This window comes from Bradyrhizobium sp. UFLA05-112, from assembly GCF_053572325.1.
This window is the reverse complement of record NZ_JBANBK010000051.1, coordinates 20,570-43,483: the sequence shown is the minus strand read 5'-3', so window position 1 is coordinate 43,483 and position 22,914 is coordinate 20,570. Positions and strand designations below refer to the sequence as shown.

Annotated in this window: 30 protein-coding genes and 2 tRNA genes; 12 read left to right on the top strand and 20 right to left on the bottom strand. The window is 63.1% G+C overall.

The features are described from left to right. Nucleotides 1-50 precede the first annotated feature (50 nt). From SO180_RS26530 to SO180_RS26520, 3 genes are read left to right on the top strand one after another with little or no spacing between them, the layout of a single operon-like run. A complete protein-coding gene (locus SO180_RS26530) occupies nucleotides 51-1,073 on the top strand; it encodes a TRAP transporter substrate-binding protein (protein ID WP_449381778.1) in 1,023 nt (340 codons plus the stop codon). After that, on the top strand, nucleotides 1,070-1,624 hold the full coding sequence (locus tag SO180_RS26525; protein ID WP_449381806.1) for a TRAP transporter small permease: 555 nt from the start codon (nucleotides 1,070-1,072) through the stop codon (nucleotides 1,622-1,624). Before SO180_RS26530 ends, SO180_RS26525 begins: the two co-directional genes overlap by 4 nt. Beyond that, complete coding sequence (locus tag SO180_RS26520; RefSeq protein ID WP_449381777.1) at nucleotides 1,621-2,979, top strand: TRAP transporter large permease; 1,359 nt, start codon at nucleotides 1,621-1,623, stop codon at nucleotides 2,977-2,979. The genes SO180_RS26525 and SO180_RS26520 overlap by 4 nt, the downstream gene beginning before the upstream one ends. Before the next feature lie 92 nt (nucleotides 2,980-3,071). Here the strand turns inward: SO180_RS26520 and SO180_RS26515 are convergent, their stop codons facing one another. From SO180_RS26515 to SO180_RS26500, 4 genes are all read right to left on the bottom strand, one after another. Next, entirely contained in the window at nucleotides 3,072-3,983 is a 912-nt protein-coding gene (locus SO180_RS26515) for a hydroxymethylglutaryl-CoA lyase (protein WP_449381776.1), read from the bottom strand. A gap of 7 nt (nucleotides 3,984-3,990) precedes the next feature. Then, complete coding sequence (locus tag SO180_RS26510) at nucleotides 3,991-5,994, bottom strand: acetyl/propionyl/methylcrotonyl-CoA carboxylase subunit alpha (RefSeq protein ID WP_449381805.1); 2,004 nt, start codon at nucleotides 5,992-5,994, stop codon at nucleotides 3,991-3,993. Nucleotides 5,995-6,008: 14 nt separating this feature from the next. Next, entirely contained in the window at nucleotides 6,009-7,613 is a 1,605-nt protein-coding gene (locus SO180_RS26505; RefSeq protein WP_449381775.1) for a carboxyl transferase domain-containing protein, read from the bottom strand. A gap of 74 nt (nucleotides 7,614-7,687) precedes the next feature. Next, nucleotides 7,688-8,860: an isovaleryl-CoA dehydrogenase gene (locus SO180_RS26500; protein WP_449381774.1), complete on the bottom strand. Its 1,173-nt coding sequence runs from the start codon at nucleotides 8,858-8,860 to the stop codon at nucleotides 7,688-7,690. Nucleotides 8,861-8,963: 103 nt separating this feature from the next. Here SO180_RS26500 and SO180_RS26495 point away from each other — a divergent pair, with 103 nt between their 5' ends. Next, the gene (locus tag SO180_RS26495) at nucleotides 8,964-9,992 is read left to right on the top strand and encodes an AraC family transcriptional regulator (protein ID WP_449381773.1); all 1,029 of its coding nucleotides are present in this window, start codon (nucleotides 8,964-8,966) and stop codon (nucleotides 9,990-9,992) included. Here the strand turns inward: SO180_RS26495 and SO180_RS26490 are convergent. Further along, nucleotides 9,989-10,459: an Lrp/AsnC family transcriptional regulator gene (locus tag SO180_RS26490; protein WP_449381772.1), complete on the bottom strand. Its 471-nt coding sequence runs from the start codon at nucleotides 10,457-10,459 to the stop codon at nucleotides 9,989-9,991. The genes SO180_RS26495 and SO180_RS26490 overlap by 4 nt on opposite strands. 142 nt (nucleotides 10,460-10,601) lie before the next feature. Next, nucleotides 10,602-10,907 carry an ETC complex I subunit gene (locus tag SO180_RS26485; RefSeq protein ID WP_449381771.1) on the bottom strand — a complete coding sequence of 102 codons (306 nt, stop codon included), beginning with the start codon at nucleotides 10,905-10,907 and terminating at the stop codon, nucleotides 10,602-10,604. 290 nt (nucleotides 10,908-11,197) lie between these two features. On the opposite strand from SO180_RS26485, the gene SO180_RS26480 reads away from it, so the two are divergent. Further along, nucleotides 11,198-12,376, top strand: coding sequence for an OpgC domain-containing protein (locus SO180_RS26480; RefSeq protein WP_449381770.1), 1,179 nt, complete (start codon nucleotides 11,198-11,200; stop codon nucleotides 12,374-12,376). 23 nt (nucleotides 12,377-12,399) lie between these two features. Here the strand turns inward: SO180_RS26480 and SO180_RS26475 are convergent, their stop codons facing one another. The 3 genes from SO180_RS26475 to SO180_RS26465 all read right to left on the bottom strand — a co-directional run bounded on the left by SO180_RS26475 (nucleotide 12,400) and on the right by SO180_RS26465 (nucleotide 13,698). Then, entirely contained in the window at nucleotides 12,400-12,594 is a 195-nt protein-coding gene (locus SO180_RS26475; RefSeq protein WP_449381769.1) for a hypothetical protein, read from the bottom strand. Nucleotides 12,595-12,745: 151 nt separating this feature from the next. Further along, complete coding sequence (locus tag SO180_RS26470) at nucleotides 12,746-12,934, bottom strand: hypothetical protein (RefSeq protein WP_449381768.1); 189 nt, start codon at nucleotides 12,932-12,934, stop codon at nucleotides 12,746-12,748. Between the two features lie 602 nt (nucleotides 12,935-13,536). Further along, on the bottom strand, nucleotides 13,537-13,698 hold the full coding sequence (locus tag SO180_RS26465; protein ID WP_449381767.1) for a hypothetical protein: 162 nt from the start codon (nucleotides 13,696-13,698) through the stop codon (nucleotides 13,537-13,539). Here SO180_RS26465 and SO180_RS26460 point away from each other — a divergent pair. Continuing rightward, nucleotides 13,679-13,855: a hypothetical protein gene (locus SO180_RS26460; RefSeq protein WP_449381766.1), complete on the top strand. Its 177-nt coding sequence runs from the start codon at nucleotides 13,679-13,681 to the stop codon at nucleotides 13,853-13,855. The genes SO180_RS26465 and SO180_RS26460 overlap by 20 nt on opposite strands. A 235-nt stretch (nucleotides 13,856-14,090) precedes the next feature. On the opposite strand, the gene SO180_RS26455 is transcribed toward SO180_RS26460, so the two are convergent. The 5 genes from SO180_RS26455 to SO180_RS26435 all read right to left on the bottom strand — a co-directional run bounded on the left by SO180_RS26455 (nucleotide 14,091) and on the right by SO180_RS26435 (nucleotide 16,891). Further along, on the bottom strand, nucleotides 14,091-14,351 hold the full coding sequence (locus SO180_RS26455; RefSeq protein ID WP_449381765.1) for a hypothetical protein: 261 nt from the start codon (nucleotides 14,349-14,351) through the stop codon (nucleotides 14,091-14,093). Between the two features lie 159 nt (nucleotides 14,352-14,510). Then, a tRNA-Pro gene (locus tag SO180_RS26450) sits at nucleotides 14,511-14,587 on the bottom strand. 73 nt (nucleotides 14,588-14,660) lie between these two features. Next, a complete protein-coding gene (locus SO180_RS26445) occupies nucleotides 14,661-15,137 on the bottom strand; it encodes a DUF192 domain-containing protein (RefSeq protein WP_449381764.1) in 477 nt (158 codons plus the stop codon). A 131-nt stretch (nucleotides 15,138-15,268) separates the two neighbouring features. Continuing rightward, the gene (locus SO180_RS26440; protein WP_449381763.1) at nucleotides 15,269-15,931 is read right to left on the bottom strand and encodes a cold-shock protein; all 663 of its coding nucleotides are present in this window, start codon (nucleotides 15,929-15,931) and stop codon (nucleotides 15,269-15,271) included. A gap of 198 nt (nucleotides 15,932-16,129) precedes the next feature. Beyond that, a complete protein-coding gene (locus tag SO180_RS26435; protein WP_449381762.1) occupies nucleotides 16,130-16,891 on the bottom strand; it encodes an SIR2 family NAD-dependent protein deacylase in 762 nt (253 codons plus the stop codon). 433 nt (nucleotides 16,892-17,324) lie between these two features. On the opposite strand from SO180_RS26435, the gene SO180_RS26430 reads away from it, so the two are divergent. Further along, on the top strand, nucleotides 17,325-17,489 hold the full coding sequence (locus tag SO180_RS26430; RefSeq protein ID WP_449381761.1) for a hypothetical protein: 165 nt from the start codon (nucleotides 17,325-17,327) through the stop codon (nucleotides 17,487-17,489). 69 nt (nucleotides 17,490-17,558) lie between these two features. Here the strand turns inward: SO180_RS26430 and SO180_RS26425 are convergent, their stop codons facing one another. Continuing rightward, complete coding sequence (locus SO180_RS26425) at nucleotides 17,559-17,834, bottom strand: hypothetical protein (RefSeq protein ID WP_449381760.1); 276 nt, start codon at nucleotides 17,832-17,834, stop codon at nucleotides 17,559-17,561. 294 nt (nucleotides 17,835-18,128) lie between these two features. Between SO180_RS26425 and SO180_RS26420 the strand changes: the two genes are divergently transcribed. Then, a complete protein-coding gene (locus SO180_RS26420) occupies nucleotides 18,129-18,359 on the top strand; it encodes a hypothetical protein (protein ID WP_449381759.1) in 231 nt (76 codons plus the stop codon). A gap of 218 nt (nucleotides 18,360-18,577) precedes the next feature. Here the strand turns inward: SO180_RS26420 and SO180_RS26415 are convergent, their stop codons facing one another. Both SO180_RS26415 and SO180_RS26410 read right to left on the bottom strand, forming a co-directional pair. Next, complete coding sequence (locus SO180_RS26415; protein WP_449381804.1) at nucleotides 18,578-18,778, bottom strand: hypothetical protein; 201 nt, start codon at nucleotides 18,776-18,778, stop codon at nucleotides 18,578-18,580. Between the two features lie 165 nt (nucleotides 18,779-18,943). Further along, the gene (locus tag SO180_RS26410; protein ID WP_449381803.1) at nucleotides 18,944-19,291 is read right to left on the bottom strand and encodes a GrlR family regulatory protein; all 348 of its coding nucleotides are present in this window, start codon (nucleotides 19,289-19,291) and stop codon (nucleotides 18,944-18,946) included. 171 nt (nucleotides 19,292-19,462) lie between these two features. Here SO180_RS26410 and SO180_RS26405 point away from each other — a divergent pair, with 171 nt between their 5' ends. After that, nucleotides 19,463-19,915, top strand: coding sequence for a VOC family protein (locus SO180_RS26405; protein ID WP_449381758.1), 453 nt, complete (start codon nucleotides 19,463-19,465; stop codon nucleotides 19,913-19,915). A gap of 302 nt (nucleotides 19,916-20,217) precedes the next feature. Next, complete coding sequence (locus SO180_RS26400; protein ID WP_449381757.1) at nucleotides 20,218-20,862, top strand: glutathione S-transferase family protein; 645 nt, start codon at nucleotides 20,218-20,220, stop codon at nucleotides 20,860-20,862. 3 nt (nucleotides 20,863-20,865) lie between these two features. Here the strand turns inward: SO180_RS26400 and SO180_RS26395 are convergent, their stop codons facing one another. Genes SO180_RS26395 through SO180_RS26385 form a run of 3 tightly spaced genes read right to left on the bottom strand, consistent with a single transcriptional unit; the run spans nucleotide 20,866 to nucleotide 21,596 of the window. Next, nucleotides 20,866-21,033, bottom strand: a complete 168-nt coding sequence (locus SO180_RS26395; protein WP_449381756.1) for a hypothetical protein — start codon at nucleotides 21,031-21,033, stop codon at nucleotides 20,866-20,868. Between the two features lie 6 nt (nucleotides 21,034-21,039). Further along, nucleotides 21,040-21,285 (bottom strand): hypothetical protein, encoded by a 246-nt coding sequence (locus tag SO180_RS26390; RefSeq protein ID WP_449381755.1) that lies wholly within the window; start codon nucleotides 21,283-21,285, stop codon nucleotides 21,040-21,042. A 56-nt stretch (nucleotides 21,286-21,341) separates the two neighbouring features. Continuing rightward, the gene (locus SO180_RS26385) at nucleotides 21,342-21,596 is read right to left on the bottom strand and encodes a PilZ domain-containing protein (RefSeq protein ID WP_449381754.1); all 255 of its coding nucleotides are present in this window, start codon (nucleotides 21,594-21,596) and stop codon (nucleotides 21,342-21,344) included. A gap of 206 nt (nucleotides 21,597-21,802) precedes the next feature. Here SO180_RS26385 and SO180_RS26380 point away from each other — a divergent pair. After that, nucleotides 21,803-21,877 (top strand) — tRNA-Glu (locus SO180_RS26380). A 612-nt stretch (nucleotides 21,878-22,489) separates the two neighbouring features. After that, on the top strand, nucleotides 22,490-22,624 hold the full coding sequence (locus tag SO180_RS26375) for a hypothetical protein (protein ID WP_449381753.1): 135 nt from the start codon (nucleotides 22,490-22,492) through the stop codon (nucleotides 22,622-22,624). Nucleotides 22,625-22,914 lie beyond the last annotated feature (290 nt).

Here is a 22,914-nt window from a genome sequence, read left to right as displayed (position 1 = left end):
ACGCCGGCCTCAAGACCCAATCATCAAGAACCGTTCAAGGGGATCATTCCATGTTCACGCGACGTCAACTTCTCGCGACGGCTGTTGCCGCGCCCGCCATTCTGCGCTTCGGCATCGGGACCGCCCAGGCCGCGACCACGCTGAAGATCTCGCACCAATTCCCGGGCGGCACGATCGACAAGGGCGACTTCCGCGACCGTCTCTGCCGCATGTTCGCCGCCGAGGTCGCAAAGCGCAGCAATGGCGACATCGCCGCCGAGATCTATCCGAACTCCTCGCTGATCAAGACCAACGCGCAGTTCTCCGCGATGCGCAAGGGTGCGCTCGACATCTCCCTCTATCCGATGCCCTATGCCGGCGGCGAATTGCCTGAGACGAACATCGGCCTGATGCCGGGCCTCGTCACGACCTACGACCAGGGCATGCGCTGGAAGAAGGAGCCGGTCGGCAAGGCGCTCTCCGACTTCCTCGCCGACAAGGGCATCATCCTCCTGAGCTGGATCTGGCAGGCCGGCGGCGTCGCCAGCCGCTCCAAGGCGATCGTTGCGCCTGAAGATGCCAAGGGCATGAAGGTGCGCGGCGGCTCGCGCGAGATGGATATGGTGCTGCAAACTGCCGGCGCGTCCGTGCTGTCGGTGCCATCGAACGAAATCTACGCTGCAATGCAGACCGGCGCCTGCGATGCCGGCATCACTTCCTCCACCAGCCTGATCTCGTTCCGCCTCGAAGAGGTCGCCAAATCGCTGACCTCGGGCGCCGGCGCCTCCTACTGGTTCATGCTCGAGCCCCTGATGATGTCGAAAGCGATCTTCGACAAGCTGCCGAAGAACCATCGGGATATCCTGCTTGCCGTCGGCACCGAGCTCGAAGCCTTCGGCCGCAAGGGCGCGCAGGACGACGACGTCGAGGTCGCCAAGGTCTACGAGAAAGCCGGCGCCAAGGTCAGCGCACTCGATGCGGCGACCGTCGGCAAGTGGCGCGAGATCGCCCGCGATACCGCCTGGAAGGACTATGGCGCGAAGACTGCGACCGCGGCGAACCTGCTCAAGCTCGCCTCCGAAGTCTCGGCATAATGCACGGTCTGCTTCCGGATCGTGACGACCCGGTGGATGCCGCCGCACGCCGTGGGCTTGCGGCGGTGCTCGATCGCGGTCTCGCTGTCCTCAACAGCGTTATCGTCGTGCTGGCTGCGCTCGCGCTGATCGCCGCCTGCGCGATTCTGAGCTACAGCGTGCTGAGCCGCGCCCTCTTCAAGGCCGCTAATTACTGGCAGGACGAGGCGGCCGTGTTCCTGCTGGTCGGCGCCACCTTCATGACGGCGGCCTATGTGCAGCAACATCGCGGCCATATCGGCATCGAGGCCTTTGTCGGGCTGTTGTCGCCGCTCGCGAACAAAATCCGACTCTGGCTCGTCGACGCCGTGACGCTGCTGTTCTGCGCCTTCTTTACCTGGAAGTCCTGGACGCTCACGCATGAGGCCTATGTCGACGGCCAGGTCTCGAACTCGATGTGGTCGCCTCCGCTCGCCATTCCCTACAGCCTGATGGCGATCGGCATGACCCTGCTTTGCGTACAGATCATCGTGCAGCTCGTCCTTCCCTTCACCGGAGCCAAGCGCCGATGAGCGTGTTCGGTATCGGCCTGTCCTACGGGCTGGCGACGCTGTTTGTGATGTTTTCCGGCATGCCGATCGCGTTTGCGCTCGGCGCGGTCGCGGTCGTGTTCATGGGCATCTACATGCCGGCCGCCTCGCTCGATACCGTGACGCAGAACGTCTACGAGGAAATGGCCTCGATCACGCTGCTGTCGATTCCGCTCTTCATCCTGAAGGGTGCGGCGATCGGCAAGTCGCGCGCCGGCCAGGATCTCTACTCGGCCCTGCATGCCTGGCTTCATCGCGTGCCCGGCGGCCTTGGCGTAGCCAACGTCTTCGCCTGCGCGCTGTTCGCCGCAATGGCCGGCTCCTCGCCCGCGACATGCTCGGCGATCGGCTCGGCCGGCATTCCCGAGATGCGCAAACGCGGCTATTCCGGTGGCTTTGCCGCCGGGATCATCGCCGCCGGCGGCACGCTCGGCATTCTGTTGCCGCCCTCGATCACCATGATCCTGTTTGCGGTTGCCGCGGAAAAATCGCTCGGGCGGCTCTTCCTCGCCGGCATCGGCCCAGGGCTTTTGCTGGTCAGCCTGTTCGGCGCCTATGCCGTGATCCGCTTCCGCCGGGAATATGCTGCGGCTGAAGCCGTTTACAAGACGGGCGGCCCTGAGGCTGCGATCCTGACCCGCGACGAATACACATTGGCCGAACGTTTCAGTGTGCTGCCGCGCGTCATTCCGTTCGTGCTGTTGCTCACGGGCGTCATGATCGCGCTTTATGGCGGCTATGCCACGCCGTCGGAAACTGCGGGACTGGGCGGCCTCCTCGCGCTCGCGCTGATCGCGATGATCTACGGCGTCTGGCGGCCGACAGATCTCGGGCCGATCATGAAGTCGACGATCCGGGAGTCGACCATGCTGATGATGATCATCGGCATGTCGCTGCTCTATTCCTACGTGATGAGCTATCTGCATATCTCGCAATCGGCCGCGGAATCCATCGTCGCGATGCACCTACCGCGCTGGGGCCTCTTGTTCGCGATCCTCGCTATGGTGATCGTGCTCGGCTTCTTCCTGCCGCCAGTCTCGATCATCCTGATGACCGCCCCGATCATCCTGCCGCCCTTGCGTGCCGCCAATTTCGACATCATCTGGTTCGGCGTCGTCATGACCATCGTGATGGAGATGGGGCTGATCCACCCGCCAGTCGGTCTCAACATCTTCGTCATCCGCAATGTCGCGCCTGATATCCCCCTGAGCGAGGTGATCTGGGGCACGCTGCCCTTCGTGCTGTTGATGATGGGCGCCGTGCTCCTGCTCTGTTTCGTGCCGGAGATATCGACCTGGCTGCCGGATCTGGTGATGGGGCCTGACGGGAGCAGGTAGACGCTCTCGGGTGGGCCAAGCGAAGAGTGCCCATCATCAAGACCATGATCGTTGAGAGATGGTGGGCACGGCGCTCCGCGCCTTTGCCCACCCTACGAAGCCGCCTGGTTCTTCCTCGCATTCAGCGCCGATGCGACACGGCTCACCGGCGTCCGGCCAAGCAGTCGGCTGATCTCGTTCGTCGCCGCCAGCAGCTTTTCCATGTCGACGCCAGTTTTGATCCCCATGCCCTCGAGCATGTAGACGACATCCTCCGTCGCGACATTGCCGGTCGCGCCCGGCGCATACGGACAACCGCCGAGCCCGCCGGCGGCTGCGTCGATGACGCGGACGCCCTCCTCCAACCCCGCATAGAGATTGGCGAGCGCCTGGCCGTAGGTGTCGTGGAAATGCATCGCGAGATGGGCCGCCGGGATGTTCGCGGCAACGGCGCGCAGCATATCCTTCGCCTTGGTCGGCGTGCCGACGCCAATGGTGTCGCCGAGCGAAATCTCGTAGCAGCCGAGATCCCACAGGGTCTTGGCGAGATCGGCGACGGCGTTGGGCTTGATCTCGCCGTCGAACGGGCAACCCAGCACGCAGGAGATATAGCCGCGTACTCTCACGCCGTCGGCTTTCGCGCGCGCAAGGACGGGCTTGAACCGCTCGATGGATTCGGCGATCGAGCAATTGATGTTGGCCCGCGAGAATCCTTCCGAAGCTGCCGCGAACACGGACACGACCTGCGCACCGGCCGCGCGCGCGGCGTCATAGCCCCTCTCGTTCGGCACCAGCACTTGGAATTCGGCGCCCTTGACGTGGCTCACCCCGCGCAGCACCACATCGGAGCCGGCCATCTGGGGGATCGCCTTGGGCGAGACGAAGGCGCCGACCTCGACGGTGTGAAGGCCGGCCGCGACCAGCGCCTCGACGAAGGCAATGCGCGCCTCCACGCTGACCGGTGTCTTCTCGTTCTGGAGGCCGTCGCGCGGCCCCATTTCAATGATGCGGACCTGGTCGCTCATGTCTTGCTCACTCGCCGATCGGCTCGAGCTCGGCAAGCTCGACGCCTTCTTGCACGATGTCGCCGACCTTGCACTTGATCGCCTTCAGAACGCCTGCAAACGGCGCGCGCAGCGTCTGCTCCATCTTCATCACTTCGAGCGTCAGGATTGGCGCGCCCTTCTCGAGCTTGGCACCCTCCTCCGCGAGCACCGCCACGACCGTGCCCGGCAGGGGCGCTGCAATCTTGTCCTCGCCGACATGCTCCTCGCTCTCGCCGCCGAACGGATCGACCCAGTGCAGATCGAACCGGCCATTGCGCGTACGCAGATAGAGCTCATGGCCATCAACAACCGCGGCAACCGCCGTCTTGACGCCGTCGAGCGCCAAATCGAATCCACCCTCCTTCGGTACCATCGCGAAAGCCAGCTCCCGCTCACCGATGACGAGCGTCGAGGGGCCGCTGCCGTAATTCAGCGAAATCGTCTGCTCCGGCCCGTGGCCGACACGGAAGGCAAAGCTGCGCTGACGTCGTCCGACCGGCTGCCAGCCGAAAGTTCGCCAGGGTGAAACGGTTTCGCCCTGAGCGGCTCTACGTTCCTCATTGACGATAGCCGCGACGGCCGCACACAGCTCGAGCTCGCCGGGCGCGGCGCCCGCCGCCGTCAGCCCGGCCAGCTCCCGCTCGATGAAGCCGGTGTCGATCGAGTTCGACCGGACCTTGGGATGCGTCATCAGCGCCGAGAGGAACGGAATGTTGGTGACGATGCCGCGGACGTCGGAATTCTCGAGCCCGCGGTTCAATCGCTCGATCGCCGCATCCCGTGTCGGCGCCCAGGAGATCATCTTGGCGAGCATTGCGTCATAGTAAGGCGAGACGGCATCGCCCTTGCGATAGCCAGCGTCGATGCGCAGACCGCCGGCCTCCTCGGGCAAACGCCAGGTCGAGATCCTGCCGACCGAGGGCATGAAGTTCTTGGTCGGATTCTCCGCGTAGACGCGCGCCTCGATGGCGTGCCCGTTGAGACGGATCTCGTCCTGTTTCAGCGGCAGCGCCTCACCGAAGGCGACGCGCAACTGCCATTCGACGAGATCGATCCCGGTGATCAGCTCGGTCACGGGGTGCTCGACCTGGAGGCGGGTGTTCATCTCGATGAAGAACACGTTCTTGCCGTCGGAGACGAACTCGATGGTGCCGGCGCCGACATAGTTCACCGCACCGGCCGCCTTGCGCGCGGCGGCAGAGACGGTCTCGCGTTGCGTGGCATTGAGCGTCGGCGAAGGTGCTTCCTCGATCACCTTCTGGTGCCGCCGCTGAAGAGTGCATTCGCGCTCGAACAGCGACAACAGATTGCCGTGGCTGTCGCCGATTACCTGCACCTCGATATGGCGGGGATTGTCGACATATTTCTCGATCAGCATGGTGTCGTCGCCGAACGCGGCTTTTGCTTCCCGCTTGGCGCTGACGATCGCCGGTCCAAGCTCGGCAGCCGAGCGCACGATGCGCATGCCACGGCCGCCGCCGCCCGCGGAAGCCTTCACCAGCACGGGAAAGCCAATCTTGTCGGCAGCCTTCGCGAGCGTCGTCTCATCCTGCGCCTCGCCGTGATAGCCAGGCACCAGCGGCACGCCGGCCTTCTCCATCAGCGCCTTGGAGCCTGACTTTGAGCCCATCGCGGTCATCATCCCGGCTGTCGGGCCGACGAAGACCAATCCGGCGTCCAGGCACGCCCGCGCAAACTCGGCATTCTCCGACAGGAATCCGTAGCCGGGATGCACCGCCTCCGCACCGGTTTTCCGCGCTGCCTCGATCAATCGCTCGACATTGAGATAGCTGTCGCGTGTCCGCGCGGGCCCGAGCAGAACGGCCTCGTCCGCGAGCGCAACATGCATCGCGTCGCGGTCGGCCTCGGAATAGACCGCGACTGTGCGCAGGCCCATGGCGCGCGCGGTTCGGATGACGCGGCAGGCGATCTCGCCGCGATTGGCGATCAGGAGCGTGCGAAAGCGCCGGTAGAGATTTGAGCGGTCCATCATCAGTTCCTGCGTCACATCCTGAACAGGCCGAATTTCGTCGGTTCGATCGGCGCGTTCGACGCCGCTGACAGCCCAAGCCCGAGCACGAGCCGCGTATCGGCCGGATCGATCACGCCGTCGTCCCACAGCCGCGCCGTCGCATAGTACGGATGCCCCTGGCTTTCATATTGCGCACGAATGGGGCTGCGGAACTTCTCTTCCTCTTCCTTGGACCAGCTCTCGCCCCTGGCCTCGATGTTGTCGCGCCTGACCTGGCTCAGCACCATCGAAGCCTGCTCGCCGCCCATCACGGAGATGCGCGCGTTCGGCCACATCCAGAGGAAGCGCGGGCTGTAGGCGCGCCCGCACATGCCGTAATTGCCGGCGCCGTAGGAGCCGCCGATCACTACGGTGAACTTCGGCACCGAGGCGGTGGCGACCGCCGTGACGAGCTTCGCGCCGTCGCGGGCGATGCCACCGGCCTCGTATTTCTTGCCGACCATGAAGCCGGTGATGTTCTGCAAGAAAACCAGGGGAATTCCACGCTGGCAGCACAGCTCGATGAAATGTGCGCCCTTCAGCGAGCTCTCGCTGAACAGGATGCCGTTGTTGGCGATGATGCCGACCGGATAGCCCCAGATATGGGCAAAGCCGCAGACCAGCGTCGTGCCGTATAGCTTCTTGAACTCGTCGAACTCGGAGCCGTCAACCACGCGCGCGATGATGTCGCGCACGTCGAACGGCTTTCTGCCGTCGACTGGCACCACGCCGTAGATCTCCTCCGCGGCGAACAGCGGATCGCGCGGCGGATGCATGTTGAGGTTCGGCCGCGCCTGTGGCTTCAACGTACCCACGATACGCCGCGCGATACCGATCGCATGAGCATCGTTCTGCGCGTAGTGATCGGTGACGCCGGACTGCCGCGAATGCACGTCGGCGCCGCCAAGTTCTTCGGCGCTCACGACCTCGCCGGTCGCGGCCTTCACCAGCGGCGGGCCGCCGAGGAAGATGGTGCCCTGGTTGCGCACGATGATGCTCTCGTCCGACATCGCCGGCACATAGGCGCCGCCGGCCGTGCAGGATCCCATCACGATCGCGATCTGGGGGATGCTGGCTGCCGACATCTGCGCCTGGTTGTAGAAGATGCGGCCAAAGTGCCGCTCGTCCGGAAAGATGTCGTCCTGCATGGGCAGGAACGCGCCGCCGGAATCGACCATGTAGACGCAAGGAAGATTGTTCTGGCGCGCGATGTCCTGCGCGCGCAGGTGCTTCTTCACCGTCATCGGGTAGTAGGTGCCGCCCTTGATGGTGGCATCATTGGCGACGATGACGCATTCGCGCCCCGAGATCCGCCCGACCCCCGTGACGACACTGGCCGAATGCACGTCGCCGCCGTACAGGCCATATGCGGCAAGCGGCGACAGCTCCAGGAACGCAGTCCCGGGATCGACCAGCAGATCGACGCGCTCGCGCGCCAGCATCTTGCCGCGCGCTGTGTGGCGCATGCGCGAGGCCTCGCCGCCGCCGCCGGCGACCTGGGCGAGCTTTTCCCGGAGGTCACCGACGAGCCCGCGCATCGCTTCGGCATTGCCTGCGAAATCCGATGATGAAGGATCGATCGTGGAATGGAGCGGCATGTGTCCAGCGCTTCTTTCGTCGTGGTGAGATGCCGCGGCAGGTTGACCCATTTTCGCGGCGATTCCAAATGCGTTCAGGCGGTCTCCGCCATCAGCTCACGCCCGATCAGCATGCGGCGCACTTCAGACGTGCCGGCGCCGATCTCGTACAGCTTTGCATCGCGCCACAGACGCCCGGTCGGAAACTCGTTCGTATAGCCGACGCCGCCGAGCGCCTGGATCGCCTCACCTGCCATCCATGTCGCCTTCTCTGCGGAATACAGGATCGCGGCGGCAGCGTCCTTGCGCAGAGTCCGCGCGTGACCGCCTCGATCGCAGGCGCGCCCCACCGCGTAGACATAGGCGCGCGTCGCCTGCCAGGTCGAATACATGTCGGCGAGCTTTCCCTGCATGAGTTGGAAGTCGCCGATCGGCTGACCGAACTGCTTTCGCTCGTGCATGTAGGGCACGACAGCGTCCATGCAGGCCGCCATGATCCCGAGCGGACCGCCGGACAGCACCGCGCGCTCATAGTCGAGGCCGGACATCAGGACCTTGACGCCCTCGCCCACCCCGCCCAGCACGTTGTCGGCCGGCACCTCGCATTCGTCGAAGAACAACGGATAGGTGTTGGATCCGCGCATGCCGAGCTTGTCGAGATGCTGGCCATGGGTAAAGCCCTTGAAGCCCTTCTCGATCAGGAAAGCTGTCATCCCGCGCGGGCCGGCGTCCGGATCCGTCTTGGCATAGACCACCAGCACGTCGGCGTCGCCGCCATTGGTGATCCACATTTTCGAGCCGTTGAGCACGTAGCGGTCGCCGCGCCGGTCCGCGCGCAGCTTCATGGAGACGACGTCGGAGCCGGCGCCCGGCTCGGACATCGCGAGCGCGCCGACATAGTCGCCGGAGATCAGTTTTGGCAGATAGCGCTGGCGCTGCGCGTCGTTGCCGTTGCGGCGGATCTGATTGACGCAGAGATTGGAATGCGCGCCGTAGGACAGGCCCACCGCGGCCGAGCCGCGCGAAATCTCCTCCATGGCGACGATGTGGGCGACATAGCCCATGTTGGAGCCGCCATATTCCTCCGGCGCGGTCATCCCGAGCAGGCCGAGATCGCCGAAGCGCTTCCAGAGGTCGGCGGGAAACAGGTTCGCCTTCTCGACCTCGGCCGCGCGCGGCGCGACCTCAGCCTCCACGAAGGCGCGGACCGTATCGCGCAACATGGTGATGTCTTCGCCGAGGTCGAAATCGATGCTCGGGATGTTCATGGGCTGCTCCTCCGATCTTGTCTTGCCCGCAAACCTACTCCCGATCGGGCATTCGGGCGGTCGAAAAGGTTGCATTTTCCGCCATAGTTGGCGAAGATTCGGTATGCCTTTTCAAGCCTCCGCTGCAGTTCCTCGCCGGGCCATGACACCGGCCGCCTTCGTGCGCGGAGTGGTTGCTGCTTACGCCAGATATGGCCGCGACGCGGCCGAGGCGCTAGCCAGAAGCCAGGTGCCCGCGGACCTCCTCGGATCCGCTGATGGGCGGGTCACGGCAGCCCAGTTCGAGGTCCTGGCGGGCCATGCCATGCGCGAACTCGACGACGAGGCGCTCGGCTGGTTCTCGCGCCGGTTTCCCTGGGGCACCTATGGCATGCTATGCCGGGCCTCGATCACCGCCCCCAATCTCGAGGTGGCGCTGAAGCGCTGGTGCCGGCATCACCGCATCCTCACCGAGGACGTGCTGTTCGAGTTCGGCTTCGATCGCGACACGGCCATGATCGGTATTCGCGAGCAGCGCGACCTCGGGCCGTTGCGCGAATTCTGCCTGGTGACGCTGCTGCGCTACGTGCTCGGCTTCTCCTGCTGGGTCGTGGATTCCGCGATCGCGCTCCGCACCGCGGAATTCCCTCATGCCGAGCCGCGCCACGTCTCGGTCTATCCAACAATCTTCTGCAGGAACGTTCGCTTCGATGCGGAGCGCGCCAGCATCACCTTCGACAAGCGCTACCTGGCGCTCCCGCTGAAGCGCAGCCCGTCCGATCTCGATCACATGCTGAAGGGTGCGCTGCGCCTGACCGTGCTGCCCTACCGACGCGACCGCCTGATGGTGGAGCGGATCAGGCACGTGCTGCGCAGCGCGCGCGGTCGGATCCTGACCGCCGACGACGTCGCAAGTGAGCTTGCGCTGTCGACCCGCACGATGCATCGTCGCCTAAGCGACGAGGCAACTTCGCTACGTGCGTTGAAGGAAGAGGCAAAGCTCGAACTCGCCAGGGAAGCCTTGATGCGCGGCCGCGCGCCGATCAAGCGGATCGCCGAGATCGCCGGTTTTCGCAACGAGAAGAGCTTTTCGCGCGCCTTCCGCAACTGGACCGGCGCCTCGCCGCGCGAGTTTCGCGCCAGGTATCGCTAGGCTTGCACCGGCAGCGACACATCCTTGGCAACGCCCAGCACCGGAAAGCTGCGCACGTTCTTCACGTTCGGCATGGCCGCAAAATTCAGGAGCTGTTGCCGCATGCTTTCCATGTTCGGAGCCACGCATTTCAGGAGATAGTCGGTATCGCCGGAGATCCGCCAGCACTGCTGGATACGCGGTACCGCCGCAACGGACGTCTCGAAGTCCTCCAGAACCGGTTGGGCCTGGCTGCCGAGCTGGATGGTGACGAACGAGATCACCTCGTAACCAAGCAGCCGCTCGTCCAGAATGGCGCGGACTGCTTTGATCACGCCGCGGCTGATGAGGGATTTGAGCCGCCGCAGGCAGTTCGGCGCTGAGATGCCGACACGATGCGCCAGCTCGTTGTTGCGGACGCGGCCGTCTTCCTGGAGCTCCGACAATATCCTCAGATCGACGCTGTCGAGCTGGTAACGCCCGGCCATACCCACCTCGTCATGATCCCGTCACGCTTCGCCCAGCGGAGCACACGACAAAACCCCCGCCAAGGACCTTAGCGGGAAGCTGGCGTTCAGTGCGTCCGGCTCAGTGCGTCCGGCTCAGTGCGTCCAGATCAGTGCGTCCAGATCAGTGCGTCCAAGGCTCGCCGCGGCGGAAGGAGAAATTGTCGGCATAGGCGACCGAGCGGCGGATCGACTCCTTGGGCTCGATCACCTGGTAGGCGATGCCCTTGCGCTCGCAATAAGCGATCGCCTCCTCCTTGGTCTCGAAGTGCAGCGTGATCTGCTGCTTCATGTCCGCCGAGGAGGTCCAGCCCATCAGCGGCTCAACCGCGCGCGGCTGCTCCGGCTCGTAATCGAGCTGCCATTCCCGGGTCTTCCCCTTGCCCGATTGCATCGCGTTCTTGGCGGGCTTGAAAATGCGTGCGGTCATTGGACGGCCGGACCCCTTTAACGTCTATTCGGTCTAACTCTATGCGTCACCGAAGCTATTGGTGGAAACCACCGGGATAGTATAGAGAACACCGTATCGGGAATTTGAACGGTGATTCCACAATCCTGGAGGTAGCGTTGCCAACGGGTATAGTCATTATGCTGCGCCGTGACAATCTCGCTCCCCGCTCACCGCGGACCGGTAGCCTGCCCCCGCGGTGCGGCTGATCTGCTGGCGGCTCGCCGTGCGCGCCTCGTGTTCTGTGTTTCCTCCTCGAAAGTCAGCTTCGAATGGCCTTCCTGAACATCAACGCAACGCTTCCCGAAAAAGGCCGTGACCTCCGGCTGGACCTGTTTCGCGGGGTCGCGAACTGGGCGATCTTCCTCGATCACATCCCCGACAACGTCGTGAACTGGATCACGACGCGAAATTACGGTTTCAGCGACGCCGCCGATCTCTTCGTCTTCATCTCCGGCTATACCGCCTCGTTCGTCTACGCGCGGATGATGCTCGAGCGCGGCTTCGTCGTCGGCGCCACCCGGCTGACCAAGCGTGTCTGGCAGCTCTACGTCGCCCACATTATCCTGTTCGTGATCTACATCGCCGCGATCAGCTATCTGGCGCTGCGCTTCGGCGATTCCGACATCATCGATGAGTTCAATGTCGCCGGTCTCGTCGACAACGCCGCCGAGACGCTGCGGCAGGGCTTGTTCCTGCGCTTCAAGCCACTCAATCTCGACGTGTTGCCGCTCTACATCGTGCTGATGGGATTATTCCCGCCGGTCCTGTGGTTCATGCTGCGCAAACCGGACCTCACGATGGGGCTCTCCATCATCCTCTGGCTGGCAGCGCGGCATTTCGGCTGGAATCTCACCGCCTACCCGGCCGGCACCTGGTATTTCAACCCCTATTGCTGGCAGGTGCTGTTCGTGTTCGGTGCCTGGTGCGCGATGGGCGGAGCGCGGCGTTCGATGACGCTGATCAACTCGAAGGTCACGCTCTATCTGTGCCTTGCCTACCTCCTGTTCGCGCTGACCATGACCATGGCGGGCCGCTTCCCGAGCCTCGGCGCGATGTTTCCGGAGTGGCTGTTCTCAGCCTTCAACCCGAACGACAAGACCAACCTTGCGCCTTATCGCTTCATCCATTTCGTCGTGATCGTGATCCTGGTGATCCGCTTCGTGCCGAAGGACTGGCCGGGTCTGGAGTGGAAGATTTTCGATCCCGTGATCGTCTGCGGCCAGCAGTCGCTCGCCGTTTTCTGCGTTGGCGTGTTCCTGTCCTTCGTCGGCCATTTCGAATTATCGATGAGCTCGGGTTCGCTGTTCGCGCAGCTGTTCGTCAGCATCGCCGGGATCGCGATCATGACGACGGTCGCCTACTACATCTCCTGGTCGAAGCGGCAGGACAAGCCGCTGAAGCCGCCCGCCACGACGAAGGCAGCGGCCACCCCCGCGAAGGCGGGCTGAGCAGCAAACCCGAAGCGGCCGCTTCAGGCCGCCTCGTCCTCGCTATATTCGGTGAACTTCTTGTAGATCCACTGTCGGCCATCGTGGCGGCGCCAAACCTTGCCGTAGACCAACTGCCCGTTGATCGAGCGCCTCGGTACGATGATGGTCCACAGGTGCCAGATCTCGGCCCAACCGGATCGTGAATCGGGGATTTGGGAGCTGCGATCGAAAATCATGACGAAAAACTCGCAAGAAAACGAAGACGCCGCGATGTCTGTGATGTTGTGTGAGCTATTTTCGTAGGCACGGCGGCGAGCCGGGACTGATTTGATAACAGTCGACAAAATGGCCGCAACAAGAGGGCGCACTTAACCTAACTGGTCAACCTTAACTATCGAGGGTGTGCAGGCCGTGGCGGTTGAAACTGTGCCCGGTCTTTTCTAGAATGCGGGTGAGATTTGAGATGACCGTGCCGTTTTGAGGCGCGTGACGATTTTGAACTGAATTTGAATTTTTGAGACGCCTGCTATCCGGGTCGATCGCCATGAGTTTGCTCAACATGAATTTGCTCAACATGAATCTCCAATGTGCGTGTTTGCATCTAGCGATCACGTCTCCGCCGGCGGCGCCGACCGTCGAACAAGCCGCCGAAGAACTCCCCGATGCAGCGAACGATAACGAGACGGTCTGGCCGCTCGTCCCGTTCCCGGTGGGTTGGTGCGCGTCGAGCTAGAGCATGATCCGGCCCCGAAGGGCCGCGTTCGCGCAAAGTGCGAAGCGGTTTTCCCTCGCGACAAACACGGAACGCGTTTGCGCGGAGATCATGCGCAAACAACGATCTCAAGCGCGATGGCGATTCATCCCAAGCTCATCGCACTCCAGGACGCACGGCCAGTTTGTTGGCTCTGAAAAGCGCGACGCCGCACAAGCGGAATATCGTCGCTTGGCGGCGTCCGTTTAGATATTGGGCGCTGAAATCCCCAATACTCGTATGTCTATTGCGGACGCCAAAGGTTCGATGCGCCTTGATAATTTCGCGCGCGGCCGATGCACCAACTGGCTGAAAAATCGCGTAGAAGTCGCGACGCGCTGCGAACAAAGACCCAAGGTTTGAACAGGCGCTTGTGCAATACGTCGGCGCGTCGACCGACCGCCACTCCCGGTCTCGCGCCTGTGCCTCAGGTGCTCCCGGCACTGCCGAGCGTGCCCTGAGCCGTGTAGGTCTGACCAGCCGGGCCGGTCTGACCACCCTGGTTCTGGCCGCCTTGCGCGTTGACCGAGGTTTCGACTTCGGTCGTGCCGTCGGAATAGGTGATGACCGTGGTGGTGATCCCATTCACCGTCGTGGAGACCTCGCTGACGATGGTTTTGGCCGAGCTGCCGCCACCGCCGCCCGCTCCACCGTCCGCCGACTGGGAGGACGATGCAGTCGCCGAAGACGAGGTCGTCTCCGGTGTGGATGATGTTGCCGAGGAAGAGGAGCTTGCCGCGGAGTGAGACGTTGCCGCTGCGCTGGAGATCGAACTGATCGCCGTGATCGACATGGGAGCCTCGCCTTAGGAAGATGCTGCCGGGCGCAACGCGAGATGCACGATCCGCCCTTTCCTTCAACGCAGCTCCCGGCCGGATCAGGCGTCAAGATCGCCCGGAAAATGGCGGCATCACGGCCATGGCTTTGGCTGAGCGGCGCGCCGACGCACCCCGCGTGGCGTCTGTGAGCTTGCCCTCGCAGTTATCGACGGTGCATGCAGGCCTGCACGTACTCCTTCATGGCCGGATCCAACACGCTTCGGTTGAGGCCCATCGCTAGGGCCTCCTCTTTGCACCTTTCAATCTTTGCATCGAACTGCGGATGGTTTGCTTCGGCGCACTGACGGCGGAAGGGACCGGGGGGATATTGCATGCAGTTTTGCGCTTGAGCGCTGGTGCTGCCTAGAACCATTGAGACGGCAATCAGCTTTCGGATCATGTCCGAATGAACGGTCTCCGCCATGTCATTTCTCCTCCCCCTGATCTCGACAATCCGCAGATGCTCGGGCAACCGCCGGTCGCGCGCAAGCGGATTTCGCCAGAGCGGGGATGGATGCTCTGAACCAGGGCTATTCTGCGAAGGAATAGACCCGCTTATTTTGCTGTAAGTGCTTGAAATTACTGGTCGGGGCAGCTGGATTCGAACCAACGACCTGCAGTACCCAAAACTGCCGCGCTACCAGGCTGCGCTATACCCCGAATGTCCAGCAGGCCCGTCGATACACGCTTCAAGGGCTGCCAGCAAGGCGGCTGTGCGCCGCCGATCTTGGCTCTATTTGGCACCGAACAGCGGATGGGCGACGCGGTCGCCCGGGCGGATGCCGTATTTCTGTGCCGTGCCCGCCGGCACCTCAAGGACGGCCCTGGCAAGACCGCGCGAAGGGATGATCTTGGTCGACAGCGGCTCGGTATTCTCGGCGATCCGCAGGATGCGGCCGTCCGCACCGATGAAGATCATGTCGAGCGAGATGTAGGTGTTCTTCATCCACATCGTCACTTCCTGCTCGGGCGAGAAGTCGAACAGCATGCCCTTCCCGTCTGCGAGTTCCTTTCGGTACATCAGGCCCGTGGTCTTCTCCTGCTCGGTCGTGGCCATCTCGACGGAGAATACCTGAACGCCGTTCCTGGTCGCGATCTCGAGCGGCTGGAAACTCGCAGCCCGCATGGGGCCAGCGCAAGCGGCAAGAACGAGGACTATGGCCAACAAGCCCCGGACCAGGGACCAGGCTGCCTTACGATCAAAATTCATGGAACGGCACTCATGCCAACGGCAGGGGATGGGGCTGCGCATCCTAACCCGGCGATCATGGCAAATGCCAGACGGCCCCGCCCGCCCGGGCTGCTCACGAATCCGGGAACAGCCGGCTGGAAGCATTGTGGTTAGTGGGACTGGAGCCCCGGCGATCCGGTCTCGGGATGGATCTCGGCGGCCATCATGCCCTTAGAGCCCGGCCCAAAGCGGACCAGCACATACTGGCCCGGTCGCAGTTCGGTCATGCCGAAGCGGCGCAGCGTCTCCATGTGCACGAAGATGTCGGGGGTGCCCTCACCGCAGGTCAGGAAGCCGAAACCGCGGAGGCGGTTGAACCACTTGACCTGCGCCCGCTCGAGCCCGCTCGTCGGCGTCACCGTGACATGGGTGCGCGGCGGCAGCATCTGAGCTGGGTGGATCGCGGTCGACTCATCCATCGAGACGACGCGGAACGCCTGGTAGCCCTTGGCGCGCTGGATGCACTCAACGACGACCCGGGCACCCTCATAGGCGGTCTGAAAACCGTCGCGCCTCAGCACGGTAACGTGCAGGAGCACGTCGGGCCAGCCATTGTCGGGAACGATGAAGCCGTAGCCTTTCGAAGCGTCGAACCATTTGATGACGCCCGTGACTTCGACAAGATTTCCGCTGCCCTCACCGAGCCCGGTGAAAGGATTAAGCGCTGCATCGCGACCGACACCTGCGATCTCGCCTGGTGCCAGCCGCCCAGACGACGCGCCTGGCGCGGGAACCCCGACCTTCTTGGACTCGAATCCGTCCGACGACCCCATAACCCCGGACCTCACACATCAAAGGCGGACCGCCCTCAGCGACGGTACCGAATCACGCGTCTGGACGAGAACTTCTCACCATGACGCCACACGAATCTCTCGAATCAAAAGATAACATTCCCGGTTGCGGCGCATAGACAAAAAAGAGATTCGCCGGAACCTATGAACAGCCTTGCACAGCCACGAATCAATTCGTCGTCAGTTGCCGACGAAGGGCCCCAGGGTCTCGCCGATATCGTGATGGATCACGAGGTCAGCGATGTCGTCCTGCTCGGTTGGCTCGCGGTTGATGATGACGAGACGCGCGCCGCAATTCTTCGCCATCATCGGAAAGCCCGCCGCTGGCCACACCACGAGCGAGGAACCAATCGCGATAAAGAGATCGCACTGCTGTGCAAGCTCGGTCGCACGCTGCATCGCATCTTCCGGCATCGCCTGCCCGAACGAGATCGTCGCCGTCTTCACCGGTTCGGCACACACGCTGCAATCGGGCGCGGCACCGTCTGCGTCGAACCGCCGCTTCACCCAATCGAGTTGATAGGTCTCGCCGCAGTTGATGCAGCGCGCGTAAGTGGTATTGCCGTGGAGTTCGATCACGTGATCGGAAGCGAAGCCCGAAGCCTGGTGCAGATTGTCGATGTTCTGGGTGATGACGGCGGGAGTCTTGCCGGCGCGGTAGAGCGCGGCCAGCGCGCGATGGCCGCGGCCGGGCTTTGCCGCGGCAAAAGTCGGCTCCATCGCGAAGCGGCGGCGCCAGGATTCGTTCCGCGCCTCCTGGCTCGCGACGAATTCGTCGAACGGGATCGGACGGTTACGCGTCCACAATCCACCCGGCGAGCGAAAATCGGGGATGCCGCACTCGGTCGAGATGCCCGCACCGGTGAACGGCACGATGGTGCGTGCTGCGGCAATCATGTCGCCGAGCCTGTCGACCCCGCTGCGAAGATCTGATGCAATCATAGGCAGCCATCCGTTCGCGAACGCGTCTCCTATAGCACGCCCTGCCCGTCGCGATGATCTCGCTCATCGCAAATGACGCCCCTCTGCCTGTGGATCTGGCACCAGCGCGGCGACCTTCTCCAGGAGTTTCGCGTTCGCACGCTCGCGAAATCGCACGATGCTGCGAGAGTCTTCCAGATCGTCGCCACCTCGGCCTGCTGATTTGCTCATTTGGGCTAGCGTCAGAGCGCGTGAGCGACAAGATCGTTGACACTCTTATCCACCATGAAGTGCGACCAGGGTCGGCAAGTTTTTCCGCCCATCCCTTATCACAATCCGGCAATGGCTCGTCCCCATTGACGCCCCATTCGAGGTCGATCAATGCATCCGTCGAATCCGACTCAACGCGATGCGGCGGCAGCGCTTGAGGTCAGTTGGTAAGAAGGGGATGGACATGACAGAAGAAGAACAGCGTAAAGCAAGGGAGCGTGACGAGATCGCAGCGCGCGTCGCCGCTTTTCGCGCGACACAGGAAAAATTCAAACGCGAACGAGAAGAATATTTTGTCTCGACGCTGGAGAACGCCCGCAAGGTCGAGCGGCCATCGCTTTGGCCGTAAGGCCGTTTTGAATTGAACAAGCAAAAAGCCCGGAGCGCAGCTCCGGGCTTTTCATTTTGGCGCCTTGGTTTACCAGTGGCGCCAGTGATGGTGCCGGTAGTAGACCGGTCCGCCGTAATAGGCGTAAGGACCCGGTCCGTAGGAATAGCTCGGGCCGTAACCATAGTAGTCCGGACCATAATAGTATGGATGGGACGCTGCGATCGCGCCCGCCGTGAGTGCGCCGGCTGCTAGACCGAACGCGAGACCCGGTCCGATGCCGCGCCCGCGCGCCTCTGCCGGTGCCGCAATCGCGGTCGCGCCGACGGTCGCAACGGCGGCCAGAACTGCCAAAGTCTTTCTCATGCGCTTTCTCCTCCATCGCTCGTGGAGGACCAACGCTCGCACCGTCCGATAGTTGCGGCCGATCGACTCCGGCGAAACCCGGGGTTAGTTGAAAAAAACCGAGCCAATGTGGAACAAACGTGCTCGGCGGCGCATTTGCTCTTCAAGTGCGGCAGCCTCCGCCATCCGGGTCGAGGCGAAAGCACGAAGACCCCGCCAGCATCCTCCGTGGTGTTGGCGGGGTTTTCGGTTTCAGGGCGCGATGGCAGCAGAGGCGCCCCTTTGCCAATGGGGAGGGCACGTGAGGAGGTCCGTTTGCCGATATCCGCATTGCTGGCCCGCATCCGCAGGCTGATCCCCAGACGCCAAGATGAACACTACGAGGAGATCGTTCGCAGCTTCGGCGTCGGCGCTTTGCGCCCGCCACCGACGCCGATGAGCGACGCCGAACTTGCCCGCGCAATCGCGGAGTTCCTGAAGGACTCGCCTTCGGCAGTCTCAGTCTCCAGCCTCGGGCGGTGGCTGGATCCGTCCTCCCGGACCTGAGCACGTCATCTCACGATGCTGGAACAAACTTGGCCCTAGCGCGTTGGCTATCCTCGTTCGCGCAAAGAGGCTGCGATGCCAGCGTGGCTTGAAGTCTTGCTCAATCTGGTTGGCTACGCCGGGTTCCTGGCGTTGGCTGCGCGCAGCACCTCGCGCGCCCGCGGCCCCGGCGATGACTCGCATTTGCAGCGATAGGATTAGAGCGAGCGGTGGCGCACTCAATGCGCCTGCGGCGGTTGCCCCGCCGTCCGCACCAGCCGGTCGGCCTTGACGAGTACGTGCGCCCCGTCTTCCACCTGCGGACGAAGCGAAAAGCTGATCACTACGAATACGGCGCAGAACAGCACACCGACGACGGCGACACGACGAAAAGTCTGTCGGTCGGCTTGGTAAAAGGATGGCGTCGAAGGTGGTGTCATGGCCATCGTGCCTGGCTCTCTCGTTTCGCTTTGCCTGCGAGCCGACACCTATCGCAATGCGTCGCAAGTGCAACGCGATCTGGCTTTTAACCTAACCGAATAGGGTTATCCGATCTCGTGCAAGCTTTCGTTAGGCTTTGCCGCGCGGCGCTTTCCGGTGGGCGATCAGACGTCGGCGAGCAGCTTCAACGTTGCACGAAAGCTCAGGCTGCGGTTGCCGACCAGCACGGTGCCGAACACCTCCGCCTCCTTGTCGGTGAACGTCCCGGAGAATCCGCTGGTGACCTCCTGCCCGCCGAACAGCGGCCGGACGAAGGGGTCGGCAAATGGCGTGTGCTGGTTGGTGGCAAGCTCGCCCTTCCAGGTGCCGTTGCCGACGGTGTACGAGCCTTGTGACCAGAAATAGGGTCCGCCGCCGAGCAGCACTCCATCGCGCAGGATCAGCACGCCGCTGTCGCGGCCTTTCACGCCGTCGAGCATGTGGATGTGAATGGAGTAGAGCCCGTTCTTCATGGCGGCCCTAGGATACAACCTGGCGCCGACAGCGTCGAGCAGCGGCGTGAATCGCGAGCCTGCCATGCAGCCGGTTGCACGCTCCTACCCCTGCCCTCAGCGCGCGTTTGCTGCTATGGAACGGCCGAACCAAGCCCGCCTCAATCAAAGACCGTCTAGGGAGAAAAAACCATGCGTTACCTCCACACCATGCTGCGCGTGCGCAATCTCGATGTCGCGCTGAAATTCTATCAGGATGCACTGGGTCTGAAGGAGGTGCGGCGGATCGAGAACGACAAGGGGCGCTTCACGCTCGTCTTCCTGTGCTCGGCGGACGATCTCGAAGCGCTCAAGAGGCAGCCCTCGACGCGCGGCGCGCCGCTGGTCGAGCTCACCTATAATTGGGACGAAGAGAAATACGGCGAGGACCGCTATTTCGGCCACCTCGCCTACGAGGTCGACGACATCTACGCGACCTGCGATCGGCTCATGAAGGCCGGTGTCACCATCAATCGCCCGCCGCGCGACGGCAACATGGCGTTCGTCCGCTCGCCCGACCTGCATTCGATCGAACTGCTCCAGAAGGGCGAGCCGAAACCGCCGCAGGAGCCGTGGCTGTCGATGCCGAACACCGGTCACTGGTAAAGCAGCACGCGCGTTCCGTCTGGAACGAGGCCTGCCCGTCGGCGTTCTCTCCTCGACTAGGAAATCTGGAGGAGGACGCGAATGGCGAGAGGGCTGTTGCTGTGGTTGCTTGGCGTGCCGATTCCGGTGATCATTCTGCTGTGGCTATTCTTCGGCCACTGATTGTCACCGGTTGTCGGATGCGTCTAAAAGCTCCGCCCCGGGCGGAGCTTTTTGCATGAGGCGGCTTCGCGAACGCAGCTCGCGCGGTGCGTGATATTCCGCTATCACCCGCGCAACGCATGAACGCGGGAGGAGCAAGCGTGCCAGAGCAAAAGCCGCAACTGACGGTCTGGGGTCGCGTCAACTCGGTCAACGTGCAGAAGGTGCTGTGGTGCCTGACCGAGCTCGATCTGGCTTTCGAGCGCATCGATGCCGGCATGCAGTTCGGCCGCACGCGCGAGGCCGACTACCTCGCGATGAACCCCAACTCGCGCGTCCCGACGCTGGTCGATGGCGACTACGTGCTGTGGGAATCCAATTCCATCATGCGCTATCTCTGTCTCGCCTACCGTCAGGGCACGCCGATCTATCCGCTAGCCGCGAGACAACGCGCCGGCGTCGATCGCTGGCTCGACTGGACGCTCTCGACGCTGCAGCCGGCCGATCGGCCCGTGTTCTGGGGCATCGTGCGCACGCCGCCGGCCGCGCGCGACATGATGCAGATCCAGAAGGATGCGGACGCGGCGGCCGAGGTGTGGCGCATCCTCGATCAGCAGCTCGCATCACGCCGCTTCGTCGAAGGCGATGACTTCACCATTGCCGATATCGCACTCGGTGCCTATGCGCGGCGCTGGCTCGGCGTCGAGGGCATCGCCCGCCCGACGCTTTCCAATCTGAACCGCTGGTTTGCAGAGCTCGCGAACAGGCCAGGCTTCGAAAAGTACGTCGCACCTCCCATGTCGTGAAGGTTAGCGCCAGCCGCGCTCGACCAGCAGCACGCAGACGACCAGCACCAGCGTGACGGCGGCGGTTGCGAGGCGTGCGGTCCAACTCATGCCGCGTCCGACCCACCAGAGCAGGGCGCAATACATCAGCACGGGAACGATGATATCGAGCGACAGCCCGTTCGCCGGCATGCGCCGCTAGCGCCGGATCGAGGCGCCAACACCGACATCGAGCGCGCCGCCGATCTTCACGCAGCTTCCGGTGGCCTCGACCTTGACGAAGCCCGGGCCGTAGGCGGCGCAGGCATTGGCGTTCCCCGTACCCTTGAGTGGCAGCACCTTGCCGGTCGGGGGCGACCGCTCCGATGTAGGCAGGCGTGCCGTCTCGGCACTTGCCGACGAGATTGCGAGACAGCCGATGGCGATGATGGAGAGCGCGCGCATGTCGCCTTGTAGCGCGGGTACGATCCGGTTTCCATCCGGGCCGGCGCGGCCCAAGGTCAGATGAATTTGATCCCGGCGGAGTTGCCGCGCCGCCAGACCACCTGGCAGCTCCGCCCCGTCCGGGCATCGCGCGCGAAGGCCAGCCGGATGACGCCGGGCAACTGAGCCGCGTCCTCGTCAAGCGTGATGCGCGCCCCCGAGGTGGAGATGTCGGCCACGAGGCAATGCCGCGCGGCGAACCCGCCCTCGAGCGTGATCCAGGCGTGCTGGGACAGCAGTTTGCGTGCTGCCCGCTTCTTGGTTGCGGCCATCGGTTGGAAATCTCCCCCTCCAGCGCTACCGCAGGGAACCCTAAGAAACCGTTGAAATTGGCTCCGAACTTTCCCGATGGTGAGTTTCTCCACCGGTCCCAAAAGACGTTCCCGAATGGCTTGCCCCACCGGCCAAAGGCCACTATACGTTCGCCCGCCGCAGGGCATTCCGGGTACGACTCGTTTGGGGCCCCGGCGCAAGTCTTGCTCCCTTCGTCTATCGGTTAGGACGCCACCCTTTCACGGTGGAGAGAGCGGTTCGATTCCGCTAGGGAGCGCCAACAAAATCAAAGACTTGCCCATTCCTTCTTCCGCTGTGTCCGATGGACCTTTGAGACGTGGCGAGCGTTGATGTCTTCAAGCCAGGGCAGGATCGCGAACCCGGAGTTCCGGTCGTGAGTATGGTCCCTTTAGAACTTGAAAGGCGGTCCGCGCAGCGGTGGGCCGCCAGATTTGAACGGTCTATTTCGCCAGCTCAGCAAGAACGCCAGCCCGACAGCGACAGTCCGCAGGTTCGCTCTCCCACAAAGCAAAAAAAGCCACCTGTCAGGATGCGGCCGCGGCGCATGGAGAACCCGCCGGCCTAGGGGCTGGCAGTTGGTCGTTCACCGCCGAGCTCGTCGATGATGTGCTGATCCCGCCCGATAACCGCGGATCAGACTCCAGCAACTGGAGTGGCACCATGACGCAGAACTTCGTAACCGTGTGTGTCGTCGCCGCTTTGATTGTCATGGGCTTGCTTGCCTTCGTCCACGAGCGACATGGAGAGTGCCTGCACGGGCGCCTGGTCAGAACCCATATGCCCTGCGGATCGGTCAGCCCTTCAATATAGGGCGCCGAACCGAAGTGGCGCCGGCGCTGGAACGTCGGTCCCTCCTGCGCATTCAAGCGGGATGAGGCAGCTTGCTTTCGGCTTGGCTGCTTTAGGCGGCTCGCTGATCCTCTTCGTCCTGTGGTTGGGACATCACGAGCAACAGGCGGCCGTCGAGCGGCTGGAGCGCTACGAGATCCCCCATACCGACCGGTGATCTGCCGGATCGAGTGGGACATCGCGGTGTGCGACTCCGACGGTCCTGCGATCTCCTAAAGTTGCGCGTCGGGCAGTTCCGTGAATGGGATGGCTGTACCGAAATTTTTCCCTCCCTCGCCCGAGCTCGCAAGATTTCTTTCGCACCTTGCGTGCTCAAAGCACCAGCTCAAGGACAGTGTGCCGCTGATCGTCACAACCAGGACGACACCTTTGACGGGCAATTGTCTTTAAGGACAATTGCACGCTCTGGATTTGTCGTCTTTTATCAGGGTGCCTATCGGCAACCCG